Genomic DNA, 26,585 nt, shown 5'->3' with positions numbered 1-26,585 from the left:
TTCGTCGGTGGGGAGGAATTTTTCCGCACTAAGTGGGTAGTGCCGGGGGTGTTCAGTAGTCTGATTTTTGTGAGTCCTTATATTCGCACTGTCAAGACCGCTTCTGGGGCGATGGCGGTGCAGGTGGTGTTCTCTGAACGCAAAGGTGCGAAAAGGATGAAGCATATCGGCTCAGCGCATTCAGAGTCTGAGCTTGCGCTTTTGCGGGCTGAAGCTCAACGCATCGTCGATGGTGACCAACTCGCATTGGACTTCGGCGAGGTTAGACACATCCCTCCGGCAACAGGCAGCGTTTCCAACCCGCTGCCTGTAGTCGGTCAGCGGGCCGGATACTTGCTGGACTGTATTGATGCGTGTTTCAACGAGTTAGGTCTTGCTGCAGCAAGCGGTGATGATCCGGTGTTTCGCGATCTGGTGCGCGCTCGGTTGATTAATCCTGGCTCAAAGTTTGATTCGATCGAAACCCTTGCTGAAGTTGGGGTGACAAGCGCAAGCTATCGCACCATCCAGAGGCGTCTTTCCTCCTTCGCTACCGAATCGTTCGGGGAGATACTAACTCAAGCGTTGGCCCATCATGCAGGTATTGGGCCAGGCGCATTCATCTTGTACGACGTGACTACCTTGTATTTTGAAACCGATACTGCTGATGAGCTTCGTAAACCCGGGTTTTCCAAAGAGCGCCGTGTAGAGCCGCAAATCCTTGTCGGGCTGCTTACTGATGCCACTGGGTTTCCACTGCATGTGGGCGCGTTTGCTGGCAACTCGGCAGAAACCCACACGATGCTGCCGATGATCACACGGTTCCAAGAGGCTTACCAACTCGATGAAGTTACCGTCGTTGCTGATGCGGGCATGTTTTCAGCGGCGAACAAACAAGCATTGATAGATGCAGGGCTGCACTACATTTTGTCGGTGAAAACCCCCACCGTGCCTGAGGTGATCGAAACCTGGCGGCGGGACAACCCCGGTGAAGACTACACCCACGGCCAGATCTGGACGCAAGCCTCGGCAAGTGATGGGCGCAAGCACGCTACCCCAAATTCGGTGACGCATTACCAGTACTCTCACGACCGGGCTAGGCGCAGCCTGCGCGGAATCAAAGAGCAAGTCGCGAAAGCCAAACGCGCTGTTGACGGCGATATCGCAATCAAGCGCAACCGCTATATTGATCTTTCCGCCCCGAATAAGAAGGTCAACTACGCTCTTGCTGCCAAGCACCGAGCCCTAGCCGGAATTAAAGGCTATGAAACCGACCTGACTACTCTTCCCGCTAGTGAGGTTATAGGGCATTACCGCAGGTTATTCAACATTGAGAAATCATTTCGGATGTCGAAATCAGACCTGAAAGCACGCCCAATCTACGCCAGGAAACAAGACTCGATCACAGCACATCTCCATATTGTGATGGCCGCACTAGCCGTGGCTCACCTGATGGAGACCCGCAGTGGTCAATCCATCAAACGCCTGGTGAGAACACTCAAGAAATACCGCAGCTTTCAACTCGTCGTGGGCGGCGAAACCATTCACGCCGCCGTACCACTCCCGCCCGACCTCACCGCCACCATCCAAGCAATCACCGGCCGCGAACTTCCGCACTAAATTGGCCTAAGTCAGGTGTCGTTGTTGCCAAAGTTCGAGCCAGATCTTGAATCAGAGGCTCTAACTTTGGCAGAACGGGCAGTTCGACCACCACAGGAGGCTCAGCCACCGCCAACAAAAGGCCCTGCCGCCGTCGACAAAGGACTTAGCCGGCATTATCGCTCGGCTTAGTCGCCGCCGAGCACGCGATCGAGGACCCGGCCCAAGGCCTTGGAGACCTCGCTGGGCTCTTCCAGGATGACCATGTGGCCAGCACCGTCGATGACGGTCAGGGTGGAGTCCGGCCAGTGGCGGGCAATCACCTCCGATTGGCGGTGCGGGGTCACGATGTCATGCTGGCCCACCACGATTTCGCCCGGCACGCTGCGCAGCCGGGCCGTTGCGCCGAACTCAGAGTGCTCCACCAAGTCATCGAAGAAGCCCGCATAGCTCGACATCGGCGTATCCAGCAGCATCGCCACGTGGAATTGCAGCTTGTCCATTTGTGGAAAGCCCTGCAGCAGCGCCGCGAAAGCCGGGGCGATGACTGCCGCTACCTCAAAGCGCACCCGGTTGAGCCGACGGGGCAGCTTCAAGCACGCGCGGTAGACCGCGCCGAGGGTCTTCGATTCCAAGATGCGAGCCACGCCTGCGGCGGCAAAGCGCTGCATAGAGGTGGCCACCAGCGCCATCCCCTCAACGCGGTCAAAGATCTGGCGCGGTGCGCGGCGCAGCAGGTTAAGCGCAATCATTCCGCCCATCGAGTGCCCAAGCAGCACCAACGGCCCCTCGGCGGCACGCTCAGCGATGACGGCCAGCACATCGTCGGCCGCGCCCCGAACCGTGCACTGCGCGGGGGCGACGTGGGTGGATTGGCCGTGGCCGCGGACGTCGACAAGCAGGCAGCGCACCGTGGGATAGTTGCGGCGCACGTCGTTGACCTGGGAATAGAAGCTCTCAGCAGACAGGCAATAGCCGTGGATGAAGACCGCGGTGACCTCCGCATCCGCAGGGCCCACCTCGTACCACGCCACGCGCACGCCGTCGTTGTCGACGAAGCCCGAGTCGCTCACCGCAGTCAGGCCCGGTTCAGTCGTGAGATCATGCAGCTCATTGTGGACGGCGTGCTCGATGGCACGCATGCGGGGGCGAACCCGGCGCGACCAGCTGCGCGCGACGGCGGAGGAACGTGCTCGAATAACCATGACATTTCAATACTAGACTGGGCCCCATGGCTAATGACCTTTCAGCGCAACTCCAAGCCCGTTTCGGCTCCGCGCCGGCCGAAGAGCAGGATTCTGCACCCGCCGGCGACGCCTATAGCGAACTGACGCGCCTCATCACGAAGGTAACCGGCGTGGAGGAAGGACTAGAGCGCGAAGCAAAGCTGGAGGACCTGGGGGTTGAATCACTCGAGCGCATCGAATTAGCCGTGCGCCTCGAGGAAGCCTGCGGGGTCCGCCTTAATGAAGAAACCATGCTCTCCGTAACCACGGTGGGCGAACTTGCTGACTACGTGGAGGAACACTCGTGATTTCTTACCTCTCTGACATGGACGGCGTCCTCATCAAGGAAGGGGAGATGATTCCCGGCGCGGATAAATTCATCCAAGCGCTGAAGGACAACAACATCGAGTACATGGTGCTGACCAATAACTCGATGTCCACTCCGCGGGACCTGTCAGCACGCCTGCAGAACACCGGCTTGGACATCCCGGCCGAGCGCATCTGGACCTCAGCGACGGCCACTGCGGCCTTCCTCTCCAACCAGGCGGGGCTGTCCACGGCTTATGTCGTGGGCGAGTCCGGCCTGACCACCGCGCTGCACGAGGCCGGCTGGATCCTCAATGACCGGGACGCCGATTTCGTGGTCTTGGGCGAGACCCGCACCTATTCTTTTGAAGCCATCACCACGGCCATCAATCTCATCCGCAACGGAGCGCGTTTCATTGCCACCAACCCGGACGTCACGGGCCCCGCGCCGCAGGGCGTGCTTCCGGCCACGGGCGCTGTCGCGGCACTCATCACCGCGGCGACCAACCGCGAGCCCTACTACGTGGGCAAGCCGAACCCGGTCATGATGCGCAGCGCCTTGAACAACATCGGCGCACACTCGGAAAACACCGTCATGATCGGTGACCGCATGGATACCGACGTCAAGTCAGGCCTCGAGGCCGGCATGCGCAGCATCCTGGTGCGCTCCGGCATCAGCGATGACCGCATCATCGAGCGCTATCCTTTCCGCCCGACGCGCATCATTGACTCCGTGGCGGACCTGCCGGAGCGCATCTTCGATCCCTTCGCGGACTAGGCCTTCACCGACTTAGACCGCACGCTTGACGACGCCCCGAAAACCGTACTCCCCCGCCAGCATCTCCACCGCGCGGCCCAGCGCTTCCAATTCGCTGGGCGTTCCGGTGAGCACTTGCTGGCAACCGATTCCGGTGCAGCCTGCGTTGTCGGCTTTTATGCCGACAACGTCCCACAGCGGGTCCCGGCGCCAGCGGGTACACCACTGGGCGGTCAGCGGGTCATCGCCGGGGACGATGAATTCGCTTTCGCTGCGAATACAGCGAGCCATGGCGCGCTCGATGGCCGGGCGCAGGCTGCGCGGCATGCCCGAGATCTGCAGCACGGCGGTGCAGACCTCACCGCAGGCGCGGTTGGGCCACGTATCCGCTGGGCTGCCAAGTGGGCTGGCTGAAGGGGCCGGCGCGGTTGCACCGGCTACCTGCGGGTGAACGCGTTGATTCACTCCTTAAACTCCTTTGACGTGCGAGTGATGGCACGCCGGCATGCGCCGACGCAAGACGAGCTTCGTCTTCCCCTACGAACTAGTCTTCATCACGCCACTCGCGCCGAGGCGCGAACACCGATTGGTGTGGCCACGGTATGTGGCCACTCGGTGCGTCGTTGTGTGCCCACGATTTTCCCCCGCCACTTAGGCCACAACAACCCTCAACCTGCACTTAAGCCCCCGCTGCCTCAATATCAGGTTGAGACTTTCGCCCGGAAATTCACCCCATTAACCACATTCGCCACATGAGGGCTCACGAGCATCATGTGCGCGCGGTCGCCACAGGTGCCCCACTACCCCCGTTGTGGCGCCTGTCGGTGCGCCGCTACGCCATCCAAGTTCTTCACCGCGGCTATGGCTAGCGCGCCTGGCACTCCTCCCAGATCGCCGTATTGGTCTCGGCCCACAGCGGCTTGCACCAGTGTCCGAAGTCGCGGTCCGTGAGCGCCACCATCGCCCACTCACCGGCCACCCACAGGTAGGTTCCGCTCATGCCGAAATGCCCCACGGCATCGGCTGGCAAGCCGCCCATCCATTGCTTCTTTTCGCCATGGATTTCAAAGCCCAACCCCCACGTGCAGTCCTTGAAGCTGCCGTAGCCCGGCACAATCCCGCGCAGCCCGGGGAACTGGACGCTGCGCATGTCTTCCACGGTGGAGGAATCCAGCAAACGCGGCGCGTACACCTCGGCGGCAAAGGCGGCTAGGTCCTCCACACTAGAAACCAAGCCGTGCCCGGCCGAGCCTTCCAGGGTGGTGGCCTGCATACCCAGCGGAGCGCACACGCCTTCCGCAAGGTAGTCAACAAAAGGAATCTCGGTTGCAGACTCGACTACCTCGGCGGCCCACTCATAGCCCGCCGAGGAGTAGATACGGCGCTCGCCCACCGGTTTTTGAGGCTCGCGTGTATCAAAGCCCACCCCCGAGGCATGGGCCAACAGGTGGCGCAGCGTGGAGCCTTCAGGACCGGCAGGCTGATCCAGCTCCACAGCGCCCTCCTCCACTGCCACCATCACCCCATAGGCGGCCACCAGCTTGGTCACGGAGGCTACTGGGAAGCGGCGGGAGACATCACCGACCTGTTCTACTACCTCACCGCGGTGCAGCAAGGCACCGGCAACGGTATCGACGGGCCAGGACTCAAGAGAAGAAAAAGCGCTCATGCGCTCCAGCTTAACGAGGATCGCGCTCGCAGCCTACGCCATCACCATCGCGGTCAAACTTGGATCGGAAGCCCGGGTCACTCGGGTAGATGGGGCGGCCCAGCGCGTTCCACACATCGGCGCAGCGAGAGTAGTAGGCCGGAGCCGGTGCCGGCTTCGGTGCGGGGGCAGGTGCAGGCGCAGGGGCGGGAGCCGGCGCAGGAGCCGGTTCCGGAGCTGGCTGCGGTGCGGGGGCAGGTGCAGGTGCCGGAGCAGGTGCGGGCTCCTGTGCCTTCGGCGAAGGAATCACGCCCGGCAGCGGGTTCGGGATGATTCCCTGCTGCACGGCCCAGAACACGCCGCCGGCGATGGCCGCGAGAAGCGCTGCGCTAATGCCCAGGCCCAAGGCAATCCTCTCACCCTGGGAAGACTGCTCGAATTCGGCGTCATCTTCCTCCTTGCTGGAGGAGCCAGTGCCTTCGGTGGAGGAGCCCAGCTCCTTGCTGGAGGATTCAACATCCAGCTCCGAAGACAGGCCGGACTCGAGGTCGCCCGTATCAGACGGAGAGGAAACCGCGGTGGGGGCCTCCTCGTAGGAAGCACCGGTCTCCGCCTGAGCGGGGACGACAACGGACAGGGAGAGAGAAACAGAGACAGAGGCGGCGAGAACCGCACGAGAGAACTTCTTCATAAGCATAAGTTATAGCCCGTAACTCACCCCGCAAGAAATTACTCCACCCCAAGGGGTAAAGCACACGTGAAGCCACGGAAAACCACACCTGACCGGCGGGCGAATTCTCTGCCCCCAAGTTGCGACACCGCCTCAGCGGAGAAACCGTAGAGCCATGCGCCGCTCTCTAACTCGTCGCCGCCTCCTCCACGCCTCCGGATTAGCCACAGCCACCGCTGCCTCCCTCGTCGCCTCTTCAGCCTCGGCAGCCGATCCCACGTCCACCTCCTCCCTCGGGCTAGTAGAGCCGCCCGCGGGCACGCTGCCCTTCGTGCACGGAGTGGCATCCGGCGATCCGATTCCGGATTCAGTCATCCTCTGGACGCGCATCACGCCCACCGAGGAGGCACTGCCGGGCAGCGGCGTAGGGCCCTCGGTCACCGTGAAGTGGGAGGTGGCAGCGGATGGGGAGATGAGGGACGTTGTCAAGCGCGGCACTGTGGTTGCCTCCGCAAGCCGTGACCATACCGTCCACGTGGACCCGCACGGCCTGCAGCCGGACACCGTGTATTTTTATCGCTTCCTCGTCGATGGTGTCTCCTCCCCCATCGGGCGGACCAAGACCGCACCTGCGGCCACCTCCTCGCCGGAGCAGCTCACGTTTGGGGTCGCCTCCTGCGCGAACTGGGAGTCGGGCTTCTTCAGCGCTTACGCGGACATCGCCCAGCGCGCGCACTCCGGGCAGCTGGATTACATGGTGTTCTTAGGCGATTACATCTACGAGTACGCCGCCGGCGAATACTCCGGGTTTGGGCCGGTGCGCCTGCACCACCCAGCGCACGAGATCACCACGCTGGCGGATTACCGCACGCGCTACGGGCGCTACCGCACCGACCCCGACCTGCAGGCAGCGCATGCCGCTCTGCCGTGGATCGTGGTGTGGGATGACCATGAAACGGCCAACGATAACTGGGCCGGCGGCGCGGAGAACCACGACCCCGCCACGGAAGGAAGCTGGCAGGAGCGGCAGACGGCGGCCATGTGCGCCTATTTCGAGTGGATGCCCGTGCGCGCCACCGCGGCTTCCGAGGACGGGCATCTGTACCGCTCACTGACCTTCGGCGATTTGGCGGAGCTGACCATGATGGACCTGCGCACCTACCGCGACCAGCAGGCGCAATGGAACCCGGTGGCGTTTATGAAAGAGGGCCGGAGCATGCTGGGCTCGGAGCAGTATGACTGGCTGCTGGGAAAGATTGAGACCTCGCAGGCCACGTGGAATCTGCTGGGCAATTCGGTGATGTTTGCCCCGCTGAACCTGGTGTCACTGCAGGAGAATTCGCTGACCGCACAGGTGGCTGCTGCCCTGACGAAGAACATCACAGGGATTCCCGTCAACGGGGACCAGTGGGATGGTTACTCCGCAGAACGCCGCGCGCTTATCGACGCCCTCCGCGCCTCCCCTGCCCACGCCCTGTTCCTCACCGGCGATATCCACACCGAATGGGCGCATACGATTAGCAAGGGCGAGGAGGTGGTTGCCGCGGAGATGGTGTGCGGGTCCGTGTCGGCGCCCAATATCAACGAGGCGCTCAACCTACGCGCGGGCAATACTGTCTCCCGCCTTGCCGAACAGGTATTACGCCAGGCCAACCCGCAGTGCCACCACGTCGAGCTGGATAGCCACGGCTATTGCTTCGTCACGCTGAGCCGCGAGGAGGCGCAGATGCACTGGCTGCGCGTGGATGATGTACTCAGGCCGGGTTCCCCCGTGAGGCAGGCGCATGCGCTGACCTATAGGCCGGGCGCGGGAGTTGTGAGCTAGCTTGCTTGCGTTAACGATCGGTGGCGATGGGCCGATACATAAGGTGTAGCGCATTACGCCGCTGCACTTCCCTATCACTCATATCTCTCGTGCGCCCTCTCCAAGCGTCTCTCTCACCTCTCTCTGTGCAGCGCCTCTCGGCCCCCTTCGGGTCTACATCTCGGCGGAAGGCTCCGAGGCCCCTTCAGTAGCGGTAGCCTGTGCGCCCTCAGTGGGCGCGGGAGTTTCGGAGACCCCTTCCTCCGCTGGTGTTTGGGTTGTCGGTTCCCCTGGATTCACAGGTGCGTAGACGGCTTCACTGTCCGGGGTGTTTTCAGTGACTGTGCCCTGCACGCTTTCCACCGGCTCCTCGGGCGTCGAGACATAGGTAGGCTCGTCCTGTGGCGCGGTTTGTGGCGTTGGCGAAGGTTCGGAGGGCTGAGTGGACTCGGACGTTGTCTCTGATTGTCCCATCCAGCGCGAGGGTGATAGCCACCCGGCATTCTCCACGCCGTCTGGGTTGGCGGACGCTAACAGCAGCACACTGATCGCGCCGAGCCCGGCGATAAGCCCTGTGGTGGAGCGACGCACGCGCCCGCCAAGCGTCCAGAAGGAGTCCCACTTGTTCTCCGGCTTATCCGCGCGCCAGATACCGCGGCCGTAATCATCCTCTTCCTCGTCGTCGGGTTCGGCCGAATAGGCCGGGCGCCCTGGGCCGTCATCCTTGCTGTCTTGCGCTTCGGCGGCCGCGTCAGCGACAGCGTCAGCGGCGATAGCTTCCGTCTCGGACGCCGAGCTCTCTTGTCTCGACTCGGTGTTAGCGCCTGCCGCCGGCATGACGGTGGTGGGGGCATCGGCATCCACCGCGCCGCCCAGCACCTCCAGGACTTCACCCGCGACGTTTTCAGTGTTAGGCAGCTTGTACAGATCCCAGAAGGAAGAAAGCAGCGCCGAGCGGATCGCGCGCTCCACCGCCCACTGGCGTGCGGGGTTGACCTGCACCAAGACGCGGTACTTCACCTGCCATGGCTGGCCGGCCACCGTGGGAGCAACCAACCCAGTAGCGGGCAGAACGTCGAGCTCACCAGCCACGTCCGCGCGGATGTCCGGGGTATCGATGGCGCGTTGTGAAATCTTCTCTACCTGTTCGGTCAGCTCCTGCACGGAATCGCCCTCATGGACCGGGATGGCAATATCCACCACCGCGCGCGACCACTCTTGCGAGTAATTTGTGACCACGCCCGCCGAACCGTTCGGCACCATGACAACTTCACCGGTCGGCGTACGCACCGTCGTCGTGCGCAAGGTCAGCGAAACGACGGTGCCCTCCACGCCGGTCACTCCGTCGAAGCTGACATAGTCACCCACACCGAATTGCTTTTCCGAGAGGATAAAGAAACCGGCGAGGAAATCACCGATGATCGACTGGGCGCCGAAACCGACGGCAGCCGAGACCACGGTTGCCGGGATGGCCGCGCCCAGGGGAGGCACTCCAACGTTGGCCAGCGCCGCCAACACGAGCAGGAAGTACGCCACCGCCTGTGCCACATAGACCAGCGCGCCGGCCAGCGCCAAGCGCGCCTTGGTGGACTCTTGGTTTTCATCGAGGCGGGACTCAATAACCCGCACCGCCAAGCGGCCGATGCGCGGGATGAGAATCGCCAACAGCAGCATTCCTAGCAGTGGCAAACCATGGTCAACGAAGGCCTGCCAAATGGCGAAAAAGTAATACTTCAGCATTGCGCCAAGCCTAGTCCTACAGCCTGACAGAACCCTTGGAATCTCAAGCGCGGTGGATGAGATAGTAGTTCGGAGTGGGCTTCCACGTGTAGCCAGCAGGGATGATGTCCTTGCCGTAGGCGCTGAATGCCTTAGTCGTCCACAGCGGAATCGCCGGCATCTTCTCCAGCAACAGCTCCTGGGCCTGCAAGTAGTACTCCTGGGCCTCCTCCCGGTCCTTCGCCTGGCCTACCTTCTTCAGCAACTCGTCGTATTCGGTGCTGCGAAAACCTGACTCGTTTTCTGAGGAATAGGAGGCAAACAGCGGCACCAGGAAGGTCGACTCATCCGGAAATTCCGCCTGCCAAATCGTCCTGAAAGCACCGGTAATGTGCCGCGCTGTGACCTCTCGACGCAATTCCTTCAAGGTCCCAAATTCCTTGCTTTCGGCGAGCACACCGAGGGTATCCGTCACCTGCTGAGCCACCGCATCGACCCACGTCTTGTGGCCGCCATCGGCGTTAAACGCGATGCTGAACGTCCCCTTAAAGGGGTCTAGCTTCTCCGCCTGTTCCCACAGCTCGCGGGCTCTATCCGGCTGGTAGGTCAGCACGTCAGCACCTTCCGGCGCAGGCGGTGGGGAGCCGAAGAGCGGCGCTACGAAGCTGTTGGCCGGAGTCACTCGGTCGTGGAAGATGTCCCGCGCAATCTTTTCTCGGTCTACCGCCATGGACAGGGCCCGGCGGCGCAGGCGGCCAGCCTCGCCGCGGAAATTGGCATCGTTGGCGGGAATGGTGATCTCCATGATCGAACCGCCAGGCTTAGTAAGGGCCCGCGCGCCGAGCTCCTTTTCGAAGCTTCCGAGCTTCTCCGCCGGGATGCGCGTCAGCACGTCCAGCCGGCCCGCCACAAGATCCTCGTAGGCCTGCTCCTCCGAGGCGTACACGACGAACTTAATGCCCTCATTCTGCGGGTGTCGCGGCCCTTTATAACGCGGGTTCGGCACGAGGGTCAACGCCTTCTCACGTTCCCACGAGGCCAACAGGTATGGCCCGCTGCCAATCGGGTCCGTGCCGCGCTCACTCAGCTTGTCCTGATCCGCAGAGCGCATGGGGAAAAAGACGGAATAACCCAAGCGTTCAATGAAGCCCGCCGTGGGGCGCGAGAGCTCAATGCGGAAGGACTTCTCCCCCGTCACCGTCAGCCCGCGCATCTCCTTCCTGCCTTCATTGAAACCGAGAATCGGCGCAAAGTGATGTGCGGAAAGCAGGGACTGGCGCACTGCCGTATTCCACGTATCGACGAAGTCCTGCGCGCTGACCTTCGAGCCATCGGAGAACACCGCGTCTTCACGAATCTGCACGTCAAACGTGGTGTCATCAACCTGCGTGACGGATTCCGCCATGTCGTAATGGGCGCCGCCGTCCTTATCCAGGTACATCAGGCCCGAGTACACCAGGTTGATGATGGTTTGGCCTGGCACGTCGTTGGAATCGGCCGGGATGAGGGAGCGCTGCGGCTCCGAGATATCGGTAGTAATGAGATTCATTCCCGAGGTATCCATGCGCTCCGGTTCCGTTCCGCAGCCCGCCAGGGTGGGGGCCGCAACGCCCGACACCGCCAGCGCCGCGAGCATACCCAGAAAAGAACGCCTCGACGTCACGCGTCCATCACCTCACTTTCATCACTAGGTTAAAGCATTTCTCAGGTTCTAATCATCTCTTTTTTCATATCGGCGCATGAGTCTTTCCACCAATTCATCGGTGAGCTGATCATCAGCCAAGATGCGATCCAAAAGCTCGCGCGGCGTTGGCCCCTCAGCGCTCTGTTCCTCGTAGGAGTCACCGCTTAGGTCCACACCGAAGTCGGAGGACTCCGCTTCCGCGACGGCCGGCTCCATCATCTCCGACATCTCTGCGACTTCCTCGTTGAAGGAGTCGAGGAACTCGGAGGCATCGATGGCGGCTTCCGCACGGCGCTTGCCGGCTCGGACTTCGCGCTCGATGCGGCGTTGCAGGGCCTTTTCCATCTGGTTGTGGCGCCAGGAGCGAAGCTTCGTGGGCTCTAGACGACGCCCCACGGCACGCCCCTTGCTTTCCGCCTTGCGCGCCATGACCATGACGTAGGCCGCGGTGTCATTGACCGGCGCCCACTCCTGGCGTGCAGGCACGCGCCAGCCCGCCCAGATGCCCAGCATGGTGAGGACAAAGGACACAACCGGCCCGAGAATAACCCCCCACGCCAAGTAGCCGACCGAGTCTGCGCCCAAGACCACCAGCGCGCAGGCCACCGCGGGGATCACGGTGGGGGTGTTATCACCAAAGACGGCGGGCTCGCGCCCCATGGCGATGTCACGGATCATGGAGCCGCCCGTAGCCGTGAACACGCCCATCATGATGCAGGGAATCAGGGGCAGGCCGTAGGCGATGGCTTTGAGCGCGCCTGTCGACGCCCACAGGGCCGAGACCACCGCATCACCATGCGACTGCACGTAGTCCCATGTCTTGCCCTTGAAGTAGACAAAGCGGGCGATGATAGCACCGGTGAACGCCAGGTAGAGATACTCCGGCTGGCTCATCGCGGCGACGGTGCCGCGGTTGATGAGCACGTCACGGATCATGCCGCCGCCGAGGGAAGAGAACATCGCGATGAAAAAGAAGCCCACGATGTCATAGCCGCGCTGCCGGGCCATGGTGCCACCGATGATGCCCATGAGGAGGACACCAATAATGTCGGACCAGTAGTACAGCGACTCGATCAATGGGTCCATCTCGACAACGCTCATGGTGGTCATCGTATCGGGTAGCGCGCGGATTCTCGCATTAAGACTCTAGTGCTTTAGACGGACCGCCTTGTTGGTAGGGACTAAGGCTTAAGAAAAGAAGCTAATGCACGTAGAGCTCGTTGTAGGCTTTCTCAATCCAAAGGACATAAAACACTTCCCCGTCGTTTACTTTTCTTGCCCACGGCTAGCAGAAATAGTTCTTCAGATCGGCATCCGTTATTTCCAGCCCGCGTTTGCCCTCGACGAAGTTCTTTTTCCAAGGAGATTCAGTGTGGGTTTTATTCCGCAATGCCCATGCGGAGTAGGGGCCATATTTGTCCCACACCTCAATCAAATCCCGCTCAACGTCGCGGTAATCATCCCAGTCGAAATCATCCGAGATGAACTCATCGGGGTCGATGGGAAGCTTTCCGTAGTGCTTAACGTCATGGTAGACGTCTACAACTACTGGGCCATGTGCCCATGCTTCCATGCGTTCAGGAAAAAGCGGCAGGCCATCAGAACTGCGCATATGCAGCCCTTTAGCGTAGTAGAGAAGCTTCTGAAGCTTAAGCTGCGTTATCTCAGCATCATCAGTTTCATCAGCCCACGCTACAAACCATTCGGCGATTTGCCGCGCCTTAAATTGTTCCATGTCTGCCCTCCTTCCAGTTCCCGCCAAGCGTACAACAGGCCCCAGACATGCCACCATCCCAACGCTCGAAAAGGCGTAAAGGGGCCCTCCCCAGGGGCAGCATACAAGCGGTAAGCAATGGAAGCTTTGCGTGGTGGGGCTACCGGGGCTCGAACCCGGGACCAACGGATTATGAGTCCGTAGCTCTAACCGACTGAGCTATAGCCCCGCGTATTCCCTGTCTGCATTCCGCACCAGCACCGAGCCAGCACTCACGCACACAGCGAATCCGCTCCCAGCAACATTAATCGGCAGGCCCAGAAAACGGCAATTTAGGGCTCGTCCTGGCTGAGATCCTCGCCAAGGTTTGCCTCGTCCAGGTCTCCCGGGCCTGAACTCTGCGCCTGGTCTTCGTCAGCGACCTTCTGCCCCTTCACCGACACAACGACCCCGATAACGTAGGAGGCGATCACCCCGAAAACGCTGAGCCAAAAGAGTATCGAGGACAGGTCTAAGGCCCACCGACCGACAATCTGGGTGAAGGCGGATTACACGCTCTCGTCGGTATCGCCGTAATCGACCAAAAAGAAGCCGGCCAGGAAGAGGAACACGGTCACAGCAATGAATGCCCACGACTCGCGCCACCCGAAGGCCTTGTACGTTCCGCCCCCTTCATCTTCCTTCGGGGTACGTACGGGGATGAGCCACAAAACTAACAGCGCAAGGACCACGATGCCGCCGGCCGGAAGGGTAAAGAATGCGAGCCATCCGCCGACACCAAATATGACCCGCCCCAAAGCAAAGAACGCCGCGCCTAACAGGCTCATGACAAGCGCCGCGACGGAGCTGATCTGAACGTTCCGATACTTCATGCCAAAAGCCTAGCGTGCATCGCCGCTACTTTCACCTACAAAACTGACGACGCTCAGCCCTAGACCCACTACATACTGGCTTCGGCCTCTGCGTCAGTTACCAGGCCTATTCTTTCTTTTTCATTTTCCTAGCTTGCCTGCGCTCGCGTCTCCGAGCACGTTTTGCTTTGCGAATGTCGACGACCCAACGCGGAACAAAAGGCCACGGAAGCGGTATCCCGAACGCGCCCGTAAACCCAATGAGTGCGATGAGCATGGCCGCCATGAACAGAGCACCTAACACTTTTTCGACAGGCTCGGGAAGGCCCATACTTACGACCAGCCCCAAGGCACCGCCAGCGCCCATCAAGAGCGTGCCATAAGGATAAATGAAGAGGAGGCCATCACTTTCTGCGCCTTCCGGCTCGGCTGAGTCGTACCATTCTTCCGATCCTGGAATCCGCCGCACGTACCGGATGTAGAAGGTCCAGTAGGCCACCATGACCAACACTAAACCGATGTATAAGAGCAGATCGGTAATAGAGCTGTCGATAGGATGTAGCCTCCTGTGGTTGCTTTTGCGGTGTGTAGTAAAACGCTACCAGCGCCGGCTGGGTTAAGGCATGGGGCGAGAACGAAAACTCAGCGCCCGACCTAGGAAAGACTTATCTGATGAAGAATCTGGGAGCTTGTAGTCTCGTGATCATGAGGCTCCTTTCCTTTAGCGTGTCCAACTTCCGCAGCATCCGCGCCACCCAAACGCTCACGCTCTACCACGACTGGCAGCACTCCACCGGCCCGGAAGAAGGCTGGGCGCAGGTTAGCGATCCCATCTCCGTACTCATCGGCCCCACCGCTTCCGGCAAAAGCATCTCAACGCCCTCGCCTTCGCCTGCTCGCCATCGAGTCCTCCGCCACCGCCTGCTGCCGACGCCCCACCCAACCAACTCCCACGCCCCGTACCGCCTCAACCCCGCACGCAACGCCTGCCCAGCACCTTTGAGCTGGAGTTCGAACTCGATGGCGTGCGCTACCTCTACGGCTTCAGTGGAGCTTTACCGGCGTGCACGCCGAGTGGCTCAGCCGCGTGCCCTCGACCCGCTGGAGCCCCTGCTTCGTGCGGACTCGCGGGGAGGACGTGCAGTGGACTAAGTCCTTTATGGATGAAGGGGACGTCGCCAAGCTTGGCCCCGTCGATGGCACCGAGCTGCTCTTGTCCGCTGGACTGCGCGATGAGCACCCCATCCTCGCCCCGCTGGCACGCGCCCTGGTGCACGACGTGTCCTACCTGCCGCACGGCCATACCTCCATGAGTACTGCCTCCCGCATCACCACCCTTATCCGTGAGGGCAAGCTGCACCTGCATGAGGCTGCCGCGCTGCTGCGCGCGGCCGATTCAGGAATCCACTCCGTGCGGCTGAACCAGGACCACATCCCCGAGCACGTCTTCCGCCAGATGCGCCCGGTCATTGATGCTCTCAGCCGCAGCGCCGGCAGCATCCGGCGCCCCGATGAATTCCAGGACTACTCCGATGCGGAGATCGAGTCTTTGCTGCACTCCATCATCGTGGAACACAAAGCCGGTGACTCCTACTATGCGCTGAAGCTGACCGATGAATCCGGCGGCACGCAGAATTGGATGGCCACCGCTCCCCTGGTCCTGGACACCCTGCGCCGCGGCGGGTTCCTGGTTGCTGACGAGCTGGATTCCGCCCTGCGCCCAGCGCTGCTGGATTTCATCATCTATGCCTTCCGCGAGCCCAGCATCAACGTCAACGGCGCGCAGCTCATCTTTGCCTCCCACGCCTTCAGCGTGCTTGAGCGCTCCAGCGAGCTGGGCTTGCGCCCGGAAAGCTTCTGGTCCGTGGAGAAGACCGACGCCGGCGAATCAGAACTGCTCAATCTTAGCGATGTCTCCCTAGACAACCCCGACGCCACCCACCGCTTCCTACGCGAGCGCTACGGCACCGCCTCCCGTGAGGCTCTCGACGCCCTCAAGGAGCTCGTGAGGGCTGGGGCATAGAAGTGCGGGCTATAGCACCACCGACCACTGGAAAGTCTGCGGCTACAAGCGCTGAGCGGATGAAACTAGCGCTGCGCGAGCGCCTGCAAGGCTTCACGCACAGCGCTGGCAAAATTGTCGCAACCCGCTCTCCTCAGCGCATCGTCTAGGCTCTGAAAGCCCTTCCTTTTCTGCCAATACTCCAGCTGCTGACTCGTACATTCAATCACTAAGTTTGGAGCGGAATCGCGAATGAGCATGAGGAATGCATCCGCATTCATTATCTCGTAGCGCTGCTCGCTGGCAGTAATGGTTATATCCTGGGGCGAGTTATCAGTAAGGATGATGTCGGCTTGTGAGGCGAAAGCCGCCGCGTGGACATGGTAGTCATGACGATCCAAACCGTCGAAAGGCATGTCTCCGGGAAAATCATCAATGATTTCCTCCATCACCGCACCGATCTTCTCGACACGGTCCTTGATAATTCTCCCAGGTGCTGTGGGATGTTTCCGCCGCATCGCCCGTACCGTTTCCGCAAGTACGTCTTGAGACGTATAGAACACAAACATGTCTCCAGATAAAATCTGCAGCGCAAAAAGCCAATCTAGGATTGTACGGCTCACTAAAATGTTTGCGTCAACGAATACCTTTTGCGGCATGTTCTCGAGGATAGTAACCGCGTTAGCCCAGTGCAGTTTCTAGCAGTTCTCAATGCACCTAGGACTGTGAAAAGAAACTCTCGTTCTCCTCTTCGAATGCACGCCATTCTTGGAACGCTTTCACGCGTTCCTCAGCGCGCTGGCGCTTCAACTGCAGGACATCCTCACGCTTAAACCGCGTATGTGTTCCGCGCTTGTGGGTAGCTATCCTTCCTTCCTTTGCCCATTTCATGAGCGTTGGACGCGAGATGCCTAACAGCTCGGCAGCTACTGTACTGGTGAGCTCCTCAGGAATGCGAGAGATTGTGACTTCCCCTCGCTGCGCGACAGAAGCCAAGACCTGAGAAATCAATCGCTGAACATCACGCGACAACGGGACTGGGCGCCCGTGCTCATCTGCTACCCGAAAGCTCGCTGCCTCGAGAGTCTGCAGCGACTTCAGCTCTTTGAGAGTAGTTTCTTCGATCATGAGCCGATCGTTGATGAGTGCAGAGGCAGTCATCAGCGCTCCTTTCCCAGCGTGACACTTACACCTGAAACGCCTTTCGCTTACAAGTGAAACTTCCCTCAAGGATAACCAAGTTGCGCACGAATGGCTAGAGGCCACCTCAATGCTCCACATACTGCGCATGTCCGGCACACCTGTCAGAATCAAGGCTTGTCTTTTGAAGCGCGCAGCCTATCACTGCGACCCCAGTCGCCCTCTGCAAAAAGCTCTGGAGCCTACGCGGCTCCAGGCGACAACGTTCCGGTGACCGGATCGTCGTGCGATTAAGTCTAAGCAATACAACGCCAAGGCATTTAGCCGCATGCCGTCATATAAACTAGTTCCGACGCACAAGGAACACACGCCATGACTGAACAGGAACGCCTCGAAGCGCTTGAAGCTCGCGTTAGCGAACTAGAATCCCAGGTAGCCCAGCTGCTGCAGGCCCTCGATCATGCGCCCTCGCGCCCTAGTCCCGCAGACACACCGCCGCCGGCTAACGTTCATTCTGAAAGGCGCTCACCGGAGGAGAAGATTGCGCTCTTCATGGATTACTTCGCGGGGAGGACAGACGTCTACGCAGTGGCTAAAAATACTGCGGAAAAGAAGGCCTGGTATCCGGCCAGCAATGGCTACTATGACCGAAGAAACCCCGACCTGAAACCCTTAACACCGAAGGTGATCGAAGGGCATTTGCGCCGGGACAACCACTTCCACGTTGGTCTTTACCCACTGTGCACAGATGATAGCTGCCGGCTGTTAGTCTGCGATTTCGACGATGACGACTTCAAGCAAGCCGCCCGCGCCTACTCCGAAGAATGTAAGAACCATGGACTCGATCCACTCATAGAGGTTTCACGCTCTGGGAACGGAGCTCACGTCTGGGTATTCTTCGACGAACCTATTCCTGCCAGCCTCGCCCGTTCCGTGGGCATCGGACTTCTTGCCAAAGCTAGCCCGGATTCCTACTTCTCCAGTTTCGACCGTTTCTTCCCTTCCCAAGACACTCTGCCGGCGAAAGGCCGCGGTTTCGGCAACCTGATTGCCCTCCCATTGGCTGGCCACCATCGATCCGAAGGCACAACGGTCTTCGTCGACAGTGATTTTCAAGCATTGCCTGACCAATTCGAGGCCCTGGCTAGGACGAAGAAATCGGGGCTCGCCGAACTCAAGAGAATCTACGCTGAGCTTCAGCCCGATCCCGAGACATCCCTTCCCCAGGCCCCAACCCGCGCAGAACTAAAGAGGCTCAAGGCTTCTGGGAAAGTCCACGTCACGCACGATTCGCACGTCCACGTCGATTTATCGGGCGTCGACGCCACCACTCGTTCGGCCCTGCGACACCTCGGCGCTATTGCTAACCCGCAGTTCTATATCAAGCAAGCCCAGCGTTTCTCCACCTTCGGAACTCCACGGATCATCGTGCGCTTTGATGAGAAGGACCAGATCCTCACGCTCGACCGCGGCACGCTCGATGACGTCCTCGATATTCTGAAAACCGCAGGATATACCGTCACCCGCCGCGGCCATACGCCGAAACCACAGCGCATCGATGCATCCTTCGCCGGCGAACTACGCCCCTACCAGCATTCCGCCGTCACACAGATGCTCAAACACAAGTCTGGAATGCTCATTGCTCCTCCCGGCACTGGAAAGACCGTCATGGCCTGTGCAATCATCGCCCAGCGGTCAGTGCCCACCGCAGTTATCGTCCCTTCGAGGGAGCTTGCTACCCAATGGAACAAAGCACTCAAGCAGTTTCTTCCAGATGTCCACGTCGGGCAATACTCCGGCGCTAAGAAGAAGCTCAGCGGCGTGGTAGACATTGTCACAGCGCAGTCCATCAGCCGTAGTGATTCCAAGACTGACTGTCTCTCCGGCTACGGCCACATCATCGTTGACGAATGCCACCGGGTCGGGGCTGCAGGTTTAACCAATGTCCTCGCGCAACTCAACGTTCGTTTTATGCTCGGCATGACTGCGACTCCGTACCGTTCCGACGGTCTTGATAAGTTACTGCCTCTCATTTGCGGCCCTATCCGCCATACCGTCGAGCTTGATCGCCCTGGGCAACGCAACTATGTAGTCCACAACACGGACTTCACCTACGATGCTCCTTACCTTTTCTGGCCCGACCTCGACACCGCTCTGGCGGTGGATGAGCACCGCAACCAGCTCATCGCCGATGTCATCACACAAGCCGCGCAGGGCGAGCACACTGTCCTCGTCCTAGTAAAAAGACGCGAACACCTCGCTGCCCTCAGCGCCTTGCTTACCGACGCCCCCTTCCCCGTCCTCCAACTCCACGGCGGACAGAAAGCCACTGAACGGCAGGCCGTGCGTGAACAGCTTGCCACCACACCGCTTTTCGTCCTTTTAGCCATGTCCCAGGTAGCCGGCGAAGGCATCGATCTTCCCGCACTGGACACTCTTGTGCTGGCCGCCCCAGTAAGCTTCCGCGGCGTTGTCATTCAGCAGGTTGGCCGAGTCACTCGCGATACCGATGACAAGGAAAGCATCTCTGCCACCGTCCACGACTTTCTCGATGCCAACGTCCCTGCCCTCGCCTCGGCTTTCAGGAAGAGGAGCTCGACCATAGCCAAGCAGGGATTCACTCGCAACAACAGTTAGAGCTGCCCCATGGTTGACTGATTGCTACTAAGTTAGGGGATATGCACAACTGAAATCATTGTGCGTTGCTCGGGGGAAAGGTTAAAAGTGAGCAATGAAACAAATACGGACGCCACGTTCCTTTGCAAAAAGCGTCCCTTCTCAAATTCACAAATTGACAAGTTAGGGGAGTTCTATGTAGGAAAGCGCAGTACACCGCCCGATTGCCAAGAAGAAATCATCGCTTGGTACGAATGGCTCAAAGACGAAACTACGAAGCTCGTTTCGTCTGCGGTTCAATCCATAGACGCTGACGGTCGAGGACCTTTCGAGGCAGTACAATCTGCCCGAGTCAAAACTAGGTCATCCATCGCAGACAAATTAAAGAGAGGATCCCGCTTATCGGCGATGCAGGACTTCGCCGGTGTTCGTTTCGATTTGGGCGCGTCTCACTCTGTACTGCTAGATATTGCCAAGGCTATCGAGGTTCTAGTCAAGCAAGTCAATGCCGAAGTAACCATCAAGAACTATCTCTCTAATCCCCAGCGAGGATACCGTGCGGTGCATGTATGGATTACCAGCAAACCTACCGGTCGCGTGGAGATTCAATTGCGTACCCAGCTCCAAGCCGAATGGGCGAATACATTTGAAAAACTGGCAGACCTTACCGGCCGACGAATTCGCTACGAAGATGACTACCGCCCAGCGAATCCGGACTTGCAATCTATTTGGGCAAACTTGCTCGAAGTCTCCGACAAGTTCTACGGCATAGAGACAGATCTGGAGGAGGGATACGAATCAGCACAAAGTGGTTTGCAGACCATCGCCGCGACATCACGAGCCATCCCAGTAGACCCACGAGTACACAGAGAACGAGCCAAGTTCTATATGCACATGGCGAGCTATGAGTTAGAATTGGCAGACACTGCCGAGAACAACAATGAGACCCTCAAAGCGCTGAGAAAACTACAAGACGCCCTTCCTGGCCTGCCAATCGAAAGCGAACAGATTAATGACTGATTTCATAATCACTTACAAGCGTCGCTCAGGCGAGTCTTTCATCAAACAATTCTCGGACTCGACGCAAGCGCTTAAGGAACGCCTCCGCCGCGAAGCAGCGATCGACGATCCTGATATTGAGATCGCCCATATTTCAGCACCTTCCCTGGAATCCTTGAAAAAGTCGCATTCCCGGTATTTCATGGGCCGCGTAGAGATAGAAGACGACCAGGTGAACGCAGCTTAAAGCTTCACTCATGGCCCGCCGCCATGGGCGTGATTATTTCGACCTGCACTCTGCAGGTCGAATGCCAGACAGCGGGCTTCGAATATTTGAGCCAGTCTTCGCTGCGCATGTCCGGCACACCTGTCAGAATCAAGACATGTCTGTTGAAGCACGCGCCCTATCGCTGCGGCGTTTGATGCGCGATTCCGCCGCGATCCGGCTCCTGGCCGCGGATAACGCTCCCGTGATTCTGGCGTTGATCGCGGAGTACTTCCCGCGCGGCACCAGGGCACGCCCAGCGGCGGAGGTGTATGAGCTCATGGTCACCGATTTCGAGGTGTTGGCCAGTGAGTTTTCCATGCCTCGCACGCCGCAGAATTACTGCAATGACTGGGTCAAGGCCGGGTGGCTCATCAGAAAATCCGGAAAGAGCTCCCACGGTGAAACGCTCGAACCCAGCGAGGAGGCCTTATCCGCGCTCGAAGCCATTGAGCGCTGGGAGGCACCGGTGACCACGGTGACGGCGTCACGCGTGGAATCGATTAGCTCCGCTCTGCAAAGGCTAGCGCGGGATACGAACGAAGACATCGCCAGCCGCGTGGCCAGCTTGGAGGAAGAACGCGACCGTATCGACCGTGAAATTGAGAAAGCCCGCCGCGGGCAGTTCGAAAGGCTTACCGTCGCGGAGGCAGAAGAACGCGTCCAAGACGTTCTGAACATGGCCATGGCCGTGCCGAGCGATTTCGCCCGGGTGCGCCACGAGCTTGAAGCCCTCAACCACCAGCTGCGCCGCCAGCTTTTGGATCCAGAGGGCTATCGCGGCGAGGTGCTGGAGGAGATCTTCAACGGCGTCGACCACATCGCGGAGTCGGACGCAGGGCGCAGTTTCCGCGGCTTCTATTCCCTCTTGATGGATAGGGAGCGCAGCGCCTGGTTGGACCAGTGGATCACGGAGGTCCTCGACAGCGAAGCCGGGCAGGCATTGGCCCCGGACAGGAGGCAGCAGCTGCGCAGGCTCTTCCGCGATATGGAAGACACCAGCTTCGAGGTCAACCAAACCATGACGGGGCTGGCACGCAGCCTGCGCAACTATGTCTCCTCCGAGCAGTTCGCGGAAGACCGGCGCATGATTGAGCTACTGCGGGAGGCCCGCGGCATGGCTATCGATGCCGCGCAACACTCCGAGCTCAAAGCCTTTCACCGGATGGAGACACCGCTACAGCGCATCGGTATGTCGATTCACTCCGTCTCCCGTATCCGCCTAGCCAACCCGGGACGGGAAGTCGTGGAGGAAACCCCAGTGGCATACCAACCGGACGCAGAAGACCCGCAAGCCTTGTATGAGCTGGTGCGCGAATCAGAGATTGACTTCGAAGAATTGCACGAGGCGATACGCGGGGCCGTCGCCCAGTCCGGCCCCTGCACGGTAGGCCAGGTGCTGCAAGCCCATCCACCAACCCAGGGCCTTGCCAGCGTGGTGGGCTTGGTGCACATCGCCGACCAGCACCCGGTGCCCGTGCTCCGCCCATCGCGTGAGAAGGTCACGTGGACCGAGGAGGACGGCACCGTGCGCTGCGCCCATATCCCTGCCAAGTATTTCGATCACACCACCGTTAAGGAGCTACAGTGACCGCCGCACACACTCCCCGCGTCGATTCCGCCCACGAGCCACCGCTGTGGGAGCACGATAAAGGCTCGCTGACCTACCATTCGCGGCGCGCGTTAGTGCAGCTTCTACAGGGCCCGCTCATTCGCGCGCAGAAGGAACCGGTGCTGTGGGCCGCCATCATCTCGGATGAGGAGAACCTCCGCGCCCGGCTGCATGAGGTGTTCCTAGAACTCGTCGTGGACGAGACCGAGGGCTTCGCGTTTACCCGGATGGTGGAGGAAGAAACCTTGAGCATCCCGCAGGTGCTGCGCACGGATAAGCTCAAGCACATCGACACCGCCATCCTGCTGAACCTGCGCCAAGAGCTGGGGCTTGCGCTGCCCGGAGAGCGGGTCATCGTGGACGTCGAGGACCTCCGGGAGGGAATCGGTTACGTCCGCGCGGTGGACAACCGCGATGAGGCCGGTTTCAACCGCCGCTTCAACGCCGCCATTAAGCGCATTCAGAACGACTATTCACTGCTGAGCGCTACTGAGACCGAGGGGCGCTTCGAGGTCTCACCGGTGCTACGCCAGCTTTTCGACGCCTCCACAGTCACCGCCATCCGTGACGAATACGCCCGCCTGGCGCAGGCTGAGGAAGAGCAGGCAGATGAGGAGAAGGAGGAAACTTCCGATGACTAGCCACACCAGCCTGTACCCCGGACAATTCCGTATCAGCCGCATTGAGCTGATCAACTGGGGCACTTTCCACGGCTACTTTTCCATCCCGGTGGCGCGCAAAGGTTTCCTCATCACCGGCGGTTCGGGCTCCGGCAAGTCCACGCTGCTGGATGCGATGTCGGCGGTCTTGGTTCCACAGAACCACCTGAAGTTCAACGCAGCTTCGCAGCAGGACCTCGGCCGGCACAACGGGCGCAGCCTCGTCTCCTACGTGCGCGGCGCGTGGCGACAGCAGGAAAACGCGCAGACCGGCGAAATCGCCCCGGAGTACCTGCGGGAGGGGGCTACCAACTCGGTGGTAGCACTGACCTATGACAACGGCGCGGGCAAGCAACACACGCTCATTGCTATCTTCCGCCTCAATGGCGGTGAGAACTCAGTAGGCCAGATCAAGAAGTTGTATGGGCTGGTGCCAGGTGATGAGGACGTCGATAAGCTCAGCCCCTTGCTCGCTCGTAGCCTGGACACCCGCAAGATCAAAGCCCTGTACAAGGGACCCGGCGCGTCCTTTACGCCGACATATGCCACGTTTGCGGATCGTTTCCGCAAACGCCTGGGCATCAAGAACGTGGAGGGCCAGCTGCTGCTCCACCGCACACAGTCCGCGAAGTCGCTGTCCAGCCTGGATCAGCTCTTCCGGGACTACATGCTGGACCGGCCCTCGACCTTCTCCCGGGCGGAGGAAGCCGTGGAGCAGTTTGAAGATCTGCGCCAAGCGTACCTGCGGGTCGAGGACGTCAAGGCCCAGATTGATACGCTCGCTCCCCTGCCCCAGCTGCATGCCCAGCGCGCGACCGCGGAGGCAGATAAGCACAAGGCGGAGGCCATGAGCGAGGCGCTGCCGGCCGTGCGCGCTCGCCTGGTGGCAGAGGAGCTGGACTCTCGCATCCGCGCGCTGAACGCCCAGCAGGTAGAGGCCCAGTCGGAAGTGGAATCCCTTGAGGCCGATGTCGCCCACCTCGATGATGCGGAGCGCCGCGCCGCGATGGCCGTTTCCCAGCTCAGCGCCGGCGAGCTCGATGCCCTGCGCGCCAAGATGGAGACCGCTGACATAGAGATTGCGCACCGCTCCAAAGAATTCCAACGCCTTGCTGCTGCCGCGGGCCAATGGACCGAGCACTATGAGCTCAGCCCGCAAGGTTTCGCTGAGCTGCAGGCCAACGCCCAGCTACGACTCTCCGATTTCGAGACCGACTCCGCCGATCTGACGAACCAGCAGCAGGAAGCCGGCGTGGCAGCCCGCGACGCGGCCACCGCCTGCGCGCGCCTGGATAGCGAGCTGCGCTCTTTCAGCTCGCGGCGCACCAATATCGACAAGGCTCTAGTGGAGCTGCGCTCCCAACTCGCCCGCGATACCGGCTATGCCGAATCCGAGCTTCCCTTCGCCGGCGAGTTGATAGACATCAGCCCGCAGCAGGCGGACTGGGAGCCGGTCATCCAAAAGCTCCTGCACGGTTTCGCCGCCACCCTCCTCGTGCCGGAGGAAGCCCGGAAAGCCATTAACCAGTGGGTCAACTCCCGCAACGTGGGCACCCGACTGGAATACCGCACCATCCCGGAGTTCACGTCGGCGCCAGCCTCCGCGCGCAGTCCGCGGCAGCTCATCCACAAGCTGGAGTTCCAGGATCACCCCATGACGGCGTGGGTACGCCAACACATTTCGCACCGCTTCAACTATGAATGTGTGGAGTCGGTAGCGGAACTGGACAAGGTCACCCGAACTCCGGCCGTTACCCGCGATGGCCTGGAAAGCCGCCCCAAGGACAAGGACGGCTCCACGCGTTTCATCAAGGATGACCGCAGGCGCTTTGCCGGTACCGCATGGTACCGGGTGGGTTCCACCAACACCGCCAAGATTGAGCTACTGCGCTCCCAGTTAACACAGGCCAAAGCCACCGCCAGCGCCGCAGCCAGGCAGGTCCACGACCTCAACCGGAAGATGGACATCCTGCGCGCCCAGCGCGATAAAGCCCAGCAGGTGCTGGACACGAAATTCCAGGACATTGACACCGCCTCCGCGAAGGCACGCAAGCAGGACCTTCAAGAACAATACGATTCCCTGGCATCCTCCCCGGAGGCCCAGGCCTTGGCCGCTGCTCATCAGCACGCCAAGGAAAAACTGGATGCGGCCCGCGCCCAGCTCAACCAGGCGCAGAAGCACCTCGGCAATGTCGAAGGCGAGCTGAAGCGCTCCACAGAGCGCCGCCACGTCATCGGCACCGTGCCGGAAATCGCGAATAAGGACATCGCAAAGGCCGTCGAAGAGGCCTTGCACAAAGGCAAACGCACGCTCACCATCGATAACATCGATACCCGGCGCGATGAAGTACAGGCCGAGCTACAGGACGCTGCCCGCGCAGCCGCGCGCCGCATCGAGGAAGCCAACGACACGATCGTCTCCGTCCTCCACGCCTACCTGTCCCAGTGGCCGGCAGAAGCCGCCGACTTGGAACCGCAGGCCAGCTTCGCCGGCGAAGGCATAGAGAAGCTGAAGTACCTACGCGCTGACCGCCTGGCGGATTTCCGCACCCGATTCCTGGAGTTGCTCAACGGCCAAACCGTCCAGAACCTGTCCCACCTGGCTTCCTCTCTGCGCCATGCACGCGGCGATATCGAAACGCGCATGGAGTTCATCAACAAGTCCCTGGAGCGCTCGCCCTTCAACGGTGAGCGAACCCTGCGCATTGACGTCAAGGATGCCCGCGGACAGGTGGTCCACGACTTCCAGCGGGACCTGGATGCAGCTACCTCCCACAGCCTGGCCGAAATCAGCGAGGATGAGCACGATGCCGCCCTGCGGCGCTACCACGCCCTGGACAAGATCTTGAGTCGACTGGGCTCCAGCCACCCGGAGGATATCCGCTGGCGCAACGTGGTCTTGGATACCCGCCGCCATGTCAGCTTCATCGGCCGCGAGCGCTACCCCGATGGCACCACGGCCAACACCTATCAGGATTCCGCGTCGCTCTCCGGCGGCCAAGCACAAAAACTCGTCTTCTTCTGCCTGGCTGCGGCCCTGCGCTTCCGGCTGGCGGAACCGGACCAGGATGTGCCTACCTATGGCTCCATCATCTTGGATGAGGCCTTTGACCGCGCCGATCCCACCTTTACCCGCACGGCCATGTCCGTCTTCGCCTCCTTTGGTTTCCACATGATTCTGGCCACGCCTTTCAAGCTCATCCAGACGCTCTCGCCCTACGTGGATGGCACCATCGTGGTCAACTACGACGAGCCCATCATCAACGGCTGCCCGCAGGCGCGCACAGGTTATTCGCTTATCGACGCCTCCTCTCTCTCCACCCCCAACCCCGAAC

The 26,585-nt window shown here is 60.4% G+C and carries 25 protein-coding genes and 1 tRNA gene; 12 read left to right on the top strand and 14 right to left on the bottom strand.

The window, feature by feature from the left end; genetic code table 11:
• The first annotated feature begins 69 nt into the window (after positions 1-69).
• A complete protein-coding gene (locus HWX44_RS10300) occupies positions 70-1,599 on the top strand; it encodes an IS1634 family transposase (protein ID WP_444843283.1) in 1,530 nt (509 codons plus the stop codon).
• Between the two features lie 167 nt (positions 1,600-1,766).
• On the opposite strand, the gene HWX44_RS10295 is transcribed toward HWX44_RS10300, so the two are convergent.
• The gene (locus HWX44_RS10295; RefSeq protein WP_175974518.1) at positions 1,767-2,783 is read right to left on the bottom strand and encodes an alpha/beta fold hydrolase; all 1,017 of its coding nucleotides are present in this window, start codon (positions 2,781-2,783) and stop codon (positions 1,767-1,769) included.
• A 26-nt stretch (positions 2,784-2,809) separates the two neighbouring features.
• Here HWX44_RS10295 and HWX44_RS10290 point away from each other — a divergent pair, with 26 nt between their 5' ends.
• Entirely contained in the window at positions 2,810-3,112 is a 303-nt protein-coding gene (locus HWX44_RS10290; protein WP_071407336.1) for an acyl carrier protein, read from the top strand.
• Complete coding sequence (locus HWX44_RS10285) at positions 3,109-3,888, top strand: HAD-IIA family hydrolase (RefSeq protein WP_046647087.1); 780 nt, start codon at positions 3,109-3,111, stop codon at positions 3,886-3,888. The genes HWX44_RS10290 and HWX44_RS10285 overlap by 4 nt, the downstream gene beginning before the upstream one ends.
• A gap of 12 nt (positions 3,889-3,900) precedes the next feature.
• On the opposite strand, the gene HWX44_RS10280 is transcribed toward HWX44_RS10285, so the two are convergent.
• From HWX44_RS10280 to HWX44_RS10270, 3 genes are all read right to left on the bottom strand, one after another.
• Positions 3,901-4,332 (bottom strand): hypothetical protein, encoded by a 432-nt coding sequence (locus HWX44_RS10280; protein ID WP_144013795.1) that lies wholly within the window; start codon positions 4,330-4,332, stop codon positions 3,901-3,903.
• 400 nt (positions 4,333-4,732) lie between these two features.
• Positions 4,733-5,536 (bottom strand): serine hydrolase domain-containing protein, encoded by an 804-nt coding sequence (locus HWX44_RS10275; protein ID WP_175974515.1) that lies wholly within the window; start codon positions 5,534-5,536, stop codon positions 4,733-4,735.
• Between the two features lie 10 nt (positions 5,537-5,546).
• Positions 5,547-6,206: an excalibur calcium-binding domain-containing protein gene (locus tag HWX44_RS10270; RefSeq protein WP_071407342.1), complete on the bottom strand. Its 660-nt coding sequence runs from the start codon at positions 6,204-6,206 to the stop codon at positions 5,547-5,549.
• Between the two features lie 154 nt (positions 6,207-6,360).
• On the opposite strand from HWX44_RS10270, the gene HWX44_RS10265 reads away from it, so the two are divergent.
• Entirely contained in the window at positions 6,361-8,010 is a 1,650-nt protein-coding gene (locus tag HWX44_RS10265; protein ID WP_158380962.1) for an alkaline phosphatase D family protein, read from the top strand.
• Positions 8,011-8,163: 153 nt separating this feature from the next.
• Here the strand turns inward: HWX44_RS10265 and HWX44_RS10260 are convergent, their stop codons facing one another.
• The 8 genes from HWX44_RS10260 to HWX44_RS10225 all read right to left on the bottom strand — a co-directional run bounded on the left by HWX44_RS10260 (position 8,164) and on the right by HWX44_RS10225 (position 14,459).
• Positions 8,164-9,729, bottom strand: a complete 1,566-nt coding sequence (locus tag HWX44_RS10260) for a mechanosensitive ion channel family protein (RefSeq protein ID WP_070821147.1) — start codon at positions 9,727-9,729, stop codon at positions 8,164-8,166.
• A 43-nt stretch (positions 9,730-9,772) separates the two neighbouring features.
• Entirely contained in the window at positions 9,773-11,371 is a 1,599-nt protein-coding gene (locus HWX44_RS10255) for a peptide ABC transporter substrate-binding protein (RefSeq protein ID WP_232745382.1), read from the bottom strand.
• 48 nt (positions 11,372-11,419) lie between these two features.
• Positions 11,420-12,493: a trimeric intracellular cation channel family protein gene (locus tag HWX44_RS10250; RefSeq protein WP_049156865.1), complete on the bottom strand. Its 1,074-nt coding sequence runs from the start codon at positions 12,491-12,493 to the stop codon at positions 11,420-11,422.
• Positions 12,494-12,677: 184 nt separating this feature from the next.
• Positions 12,678-13,127 carry a Panacea domain-containing protein gene (locus HWX44_RS10245; protein ID WP_070700639.1) on the bottom strand — a complete coding sequence of 150 codons (450 nt, stop codon included), beginning with the start codon at positions 13,125-13,127 and terminating at the stop codon, positions 12,678-12,680.
• 131 nt (positions 13,128-13,258) lie between these two features.
• Positions 13,259-13,335 (bottom strand) — tRNA-Ile (locus tag HWX44_RS10240).
• A gap of 103 nt (positions 13,336-13,438) precedes the next feature.
• Complete coding sequence (locus tag HWX44_RS10235) at positions 13,439-13,579, bottom strand: hypothetical protein (RefSeq protein WP_175974513.1); 141 nt, start codon at positions 13,577-13,579, stop codon at positions 13,439-13,441.
• Between the two features lie 75 nt (positions 13,580-13,654).
• Entirely contained in the window at positions 13,655-13,978 is a 324-nt protein-coding gene (locus HWX44_RS10230; protein ID WP_175974511.1) for a hypothetical protein, read from the bottom strand.
• Between the two features lie 106 nt (positions 13,979-14,084).
• Positions 14,085-14,459, bottom strand: coding sequence for a hypothetical protein (locus HWX44_RS10225; protein ID WP_254868180.1), 375 nt, complete (start codon positions 14,457-14,459; stop codon positions 14,085-14,087).
• Positions 14,460-14,662: 203 nt separating this feature from the next.
• On the opposite strand from HWX44_RS10225, the gene HWX44_RS13365 reads away from it, so the two are divergent.
• Together HWX44_RS13365 and HWX44_RS10220 are read left to right on the top strand one after the other, a co-directional pair.
• The gene (locus HWX44_RS13365; protein ID WP_254868175.1) at positions 14,663-15,109 is read left to right on the top strand and encodes a hypothetical protein; all 447 of its coding nucleotides are present in this window, start codon (positions 14,663-14,665) and stop codon (positions 15,107-15,109) included.
• On the top strand, positions 15,096-15,980 hold the full coding sequence (locus HWX44_RS10220) for an AAA family ATPase (protein ID WP_254868174.1): 885 nt from the start codon (positions 15,096-15,098) through the stop codon (positions 15,978-15,980). The genes HWX44_RS13365 and HWX44_RS10220 overlap by 14 nt, the downstream gene beginning before the upstream one ends.
• Positions 15,981-16,045: 65 nt before the next feature.
• Here the strand turns inward: HWX44_RS10220 and HWX44_RS10215 are convergent, their stop codons facing one another.
• Together HWX44_RS10215 and HWX44_RS10210 are read right to left on the bottom strand one after the other, a co-directional pair.
• Positions 16,046-16,618 carry a PIN domain-containing protein gene (locus tag HWX44_RS10215; RefSeq protein WP_046647076.1) on the bottom strand — a complete coding sequence of 191 codons (573 nt, stop codon included), beginning with the start codon at positions 16,616-16,618 and terminating at the stop codon, positions 16,046-16,048.
• A 58-nt stretch (positions 16,619-16,676) separates the two neighbouring features.
• Positions 16,677-17,120 (bottom strand): helix-turn-helix domain-containing protein, encoded by a 444-nt coding sequence (locus HWX44_RS10210; RefSeq protein WP_070510649.1) that lies wholly within the window; start codon positions 17,118-17,120, stop codon positions 16,677-16,679.
• 351 nt (positions 17,121-17,471) lie between these two features.
• On the opposite strand from HWX44_RS10210, the gene HWX44_RS10205 reads away from it, so the two are divergent.
• The 6 genes from HWX44_RS10205 to HWX44_RS10180 form a co-directional block, all read left to right on the top strand.
• Positions 17,472-19,736, top strand: a complete 2,265-nt coding sequence (locus HWX44_RS10205) for a DEAD/DEAH box helicase (protein WP_175974509.1) — start codon at positions 17,472-17,474, stop codon at positions 19,734-19,736.
• Between the two features lie 87 nt (positions 19,737-19,823).
• Complete coding sequence (locus tag HWX44_RS10200; protein ID WP_175974507.1) at positions 19,824-20,735, top strand: hypothetical protein; 912 nt, start codon at positions 19,824-19,826, stop codon at positions 20,733-20,735.
• Positions 20,728-20,961 (top strand): hypothetical protein, encoded by a 234-nt coding sequence (locus HWX44_RS10195; protein WP_070545535.1) that lies wholly within the window; start codon positions 20,728-20,730, stop codon positions 20,959-20,961. Before HWX44_RS10200 ends, HWX44_RS10195 begins: the two co-directional genes overlap by 8 nt.
• 136 nt (positions 20,962-21,097) lie before the next feature.
• A complete protein-coding gene (locus HWX44_RS10190) occupies positions 21,098-22,570 on the top strand; it encodes a DUF3375 domain-containing protein (protein ID WP_175974505.1) in 1,473 nt (490 codons plus the stop codon).
• Positions 22,567-23,232: a DUF4194 domain-containing protein gene (locus HWX44_RS10185; protein WP_070679910.1), complete on the top strand. Its 666-nt coding sequence runs from the start codon at positions 22,567-22,569 to the stop codon at positions 23,230-23,232. Before HWX44_RS10190 ends, HWX44_RS10185 begins: the two co-directional genes overlap by 4 nt.
• Positions 23,225-26,585 (top strand): ATP-binding protein (locus HWX44_RS10180; protein ID WP_175974503.1); only part of this gene is annotated, 3,361 nt, incomplete at its 3' end. The genes HWX44_RS10185 and HWX44_RS10180, both read left to right, overlap by 8 nt.

The sequence above is a fragment of the Corynebacterium sp. Marseille-Q2823 genome, from assembly GCF_903645345.1.
In the GTDB taxonomy this organism is placed as follows: domain Bacteria; phylum Actinomycetota; class Actinomycetes; order Mycobacteriales; family Mycobacteriaceae; genus Corynebacterium; species Corynebacterium hiratae.
This window is presented reverse-complemented; position numbering and strand designations above follow the sequence as displayed.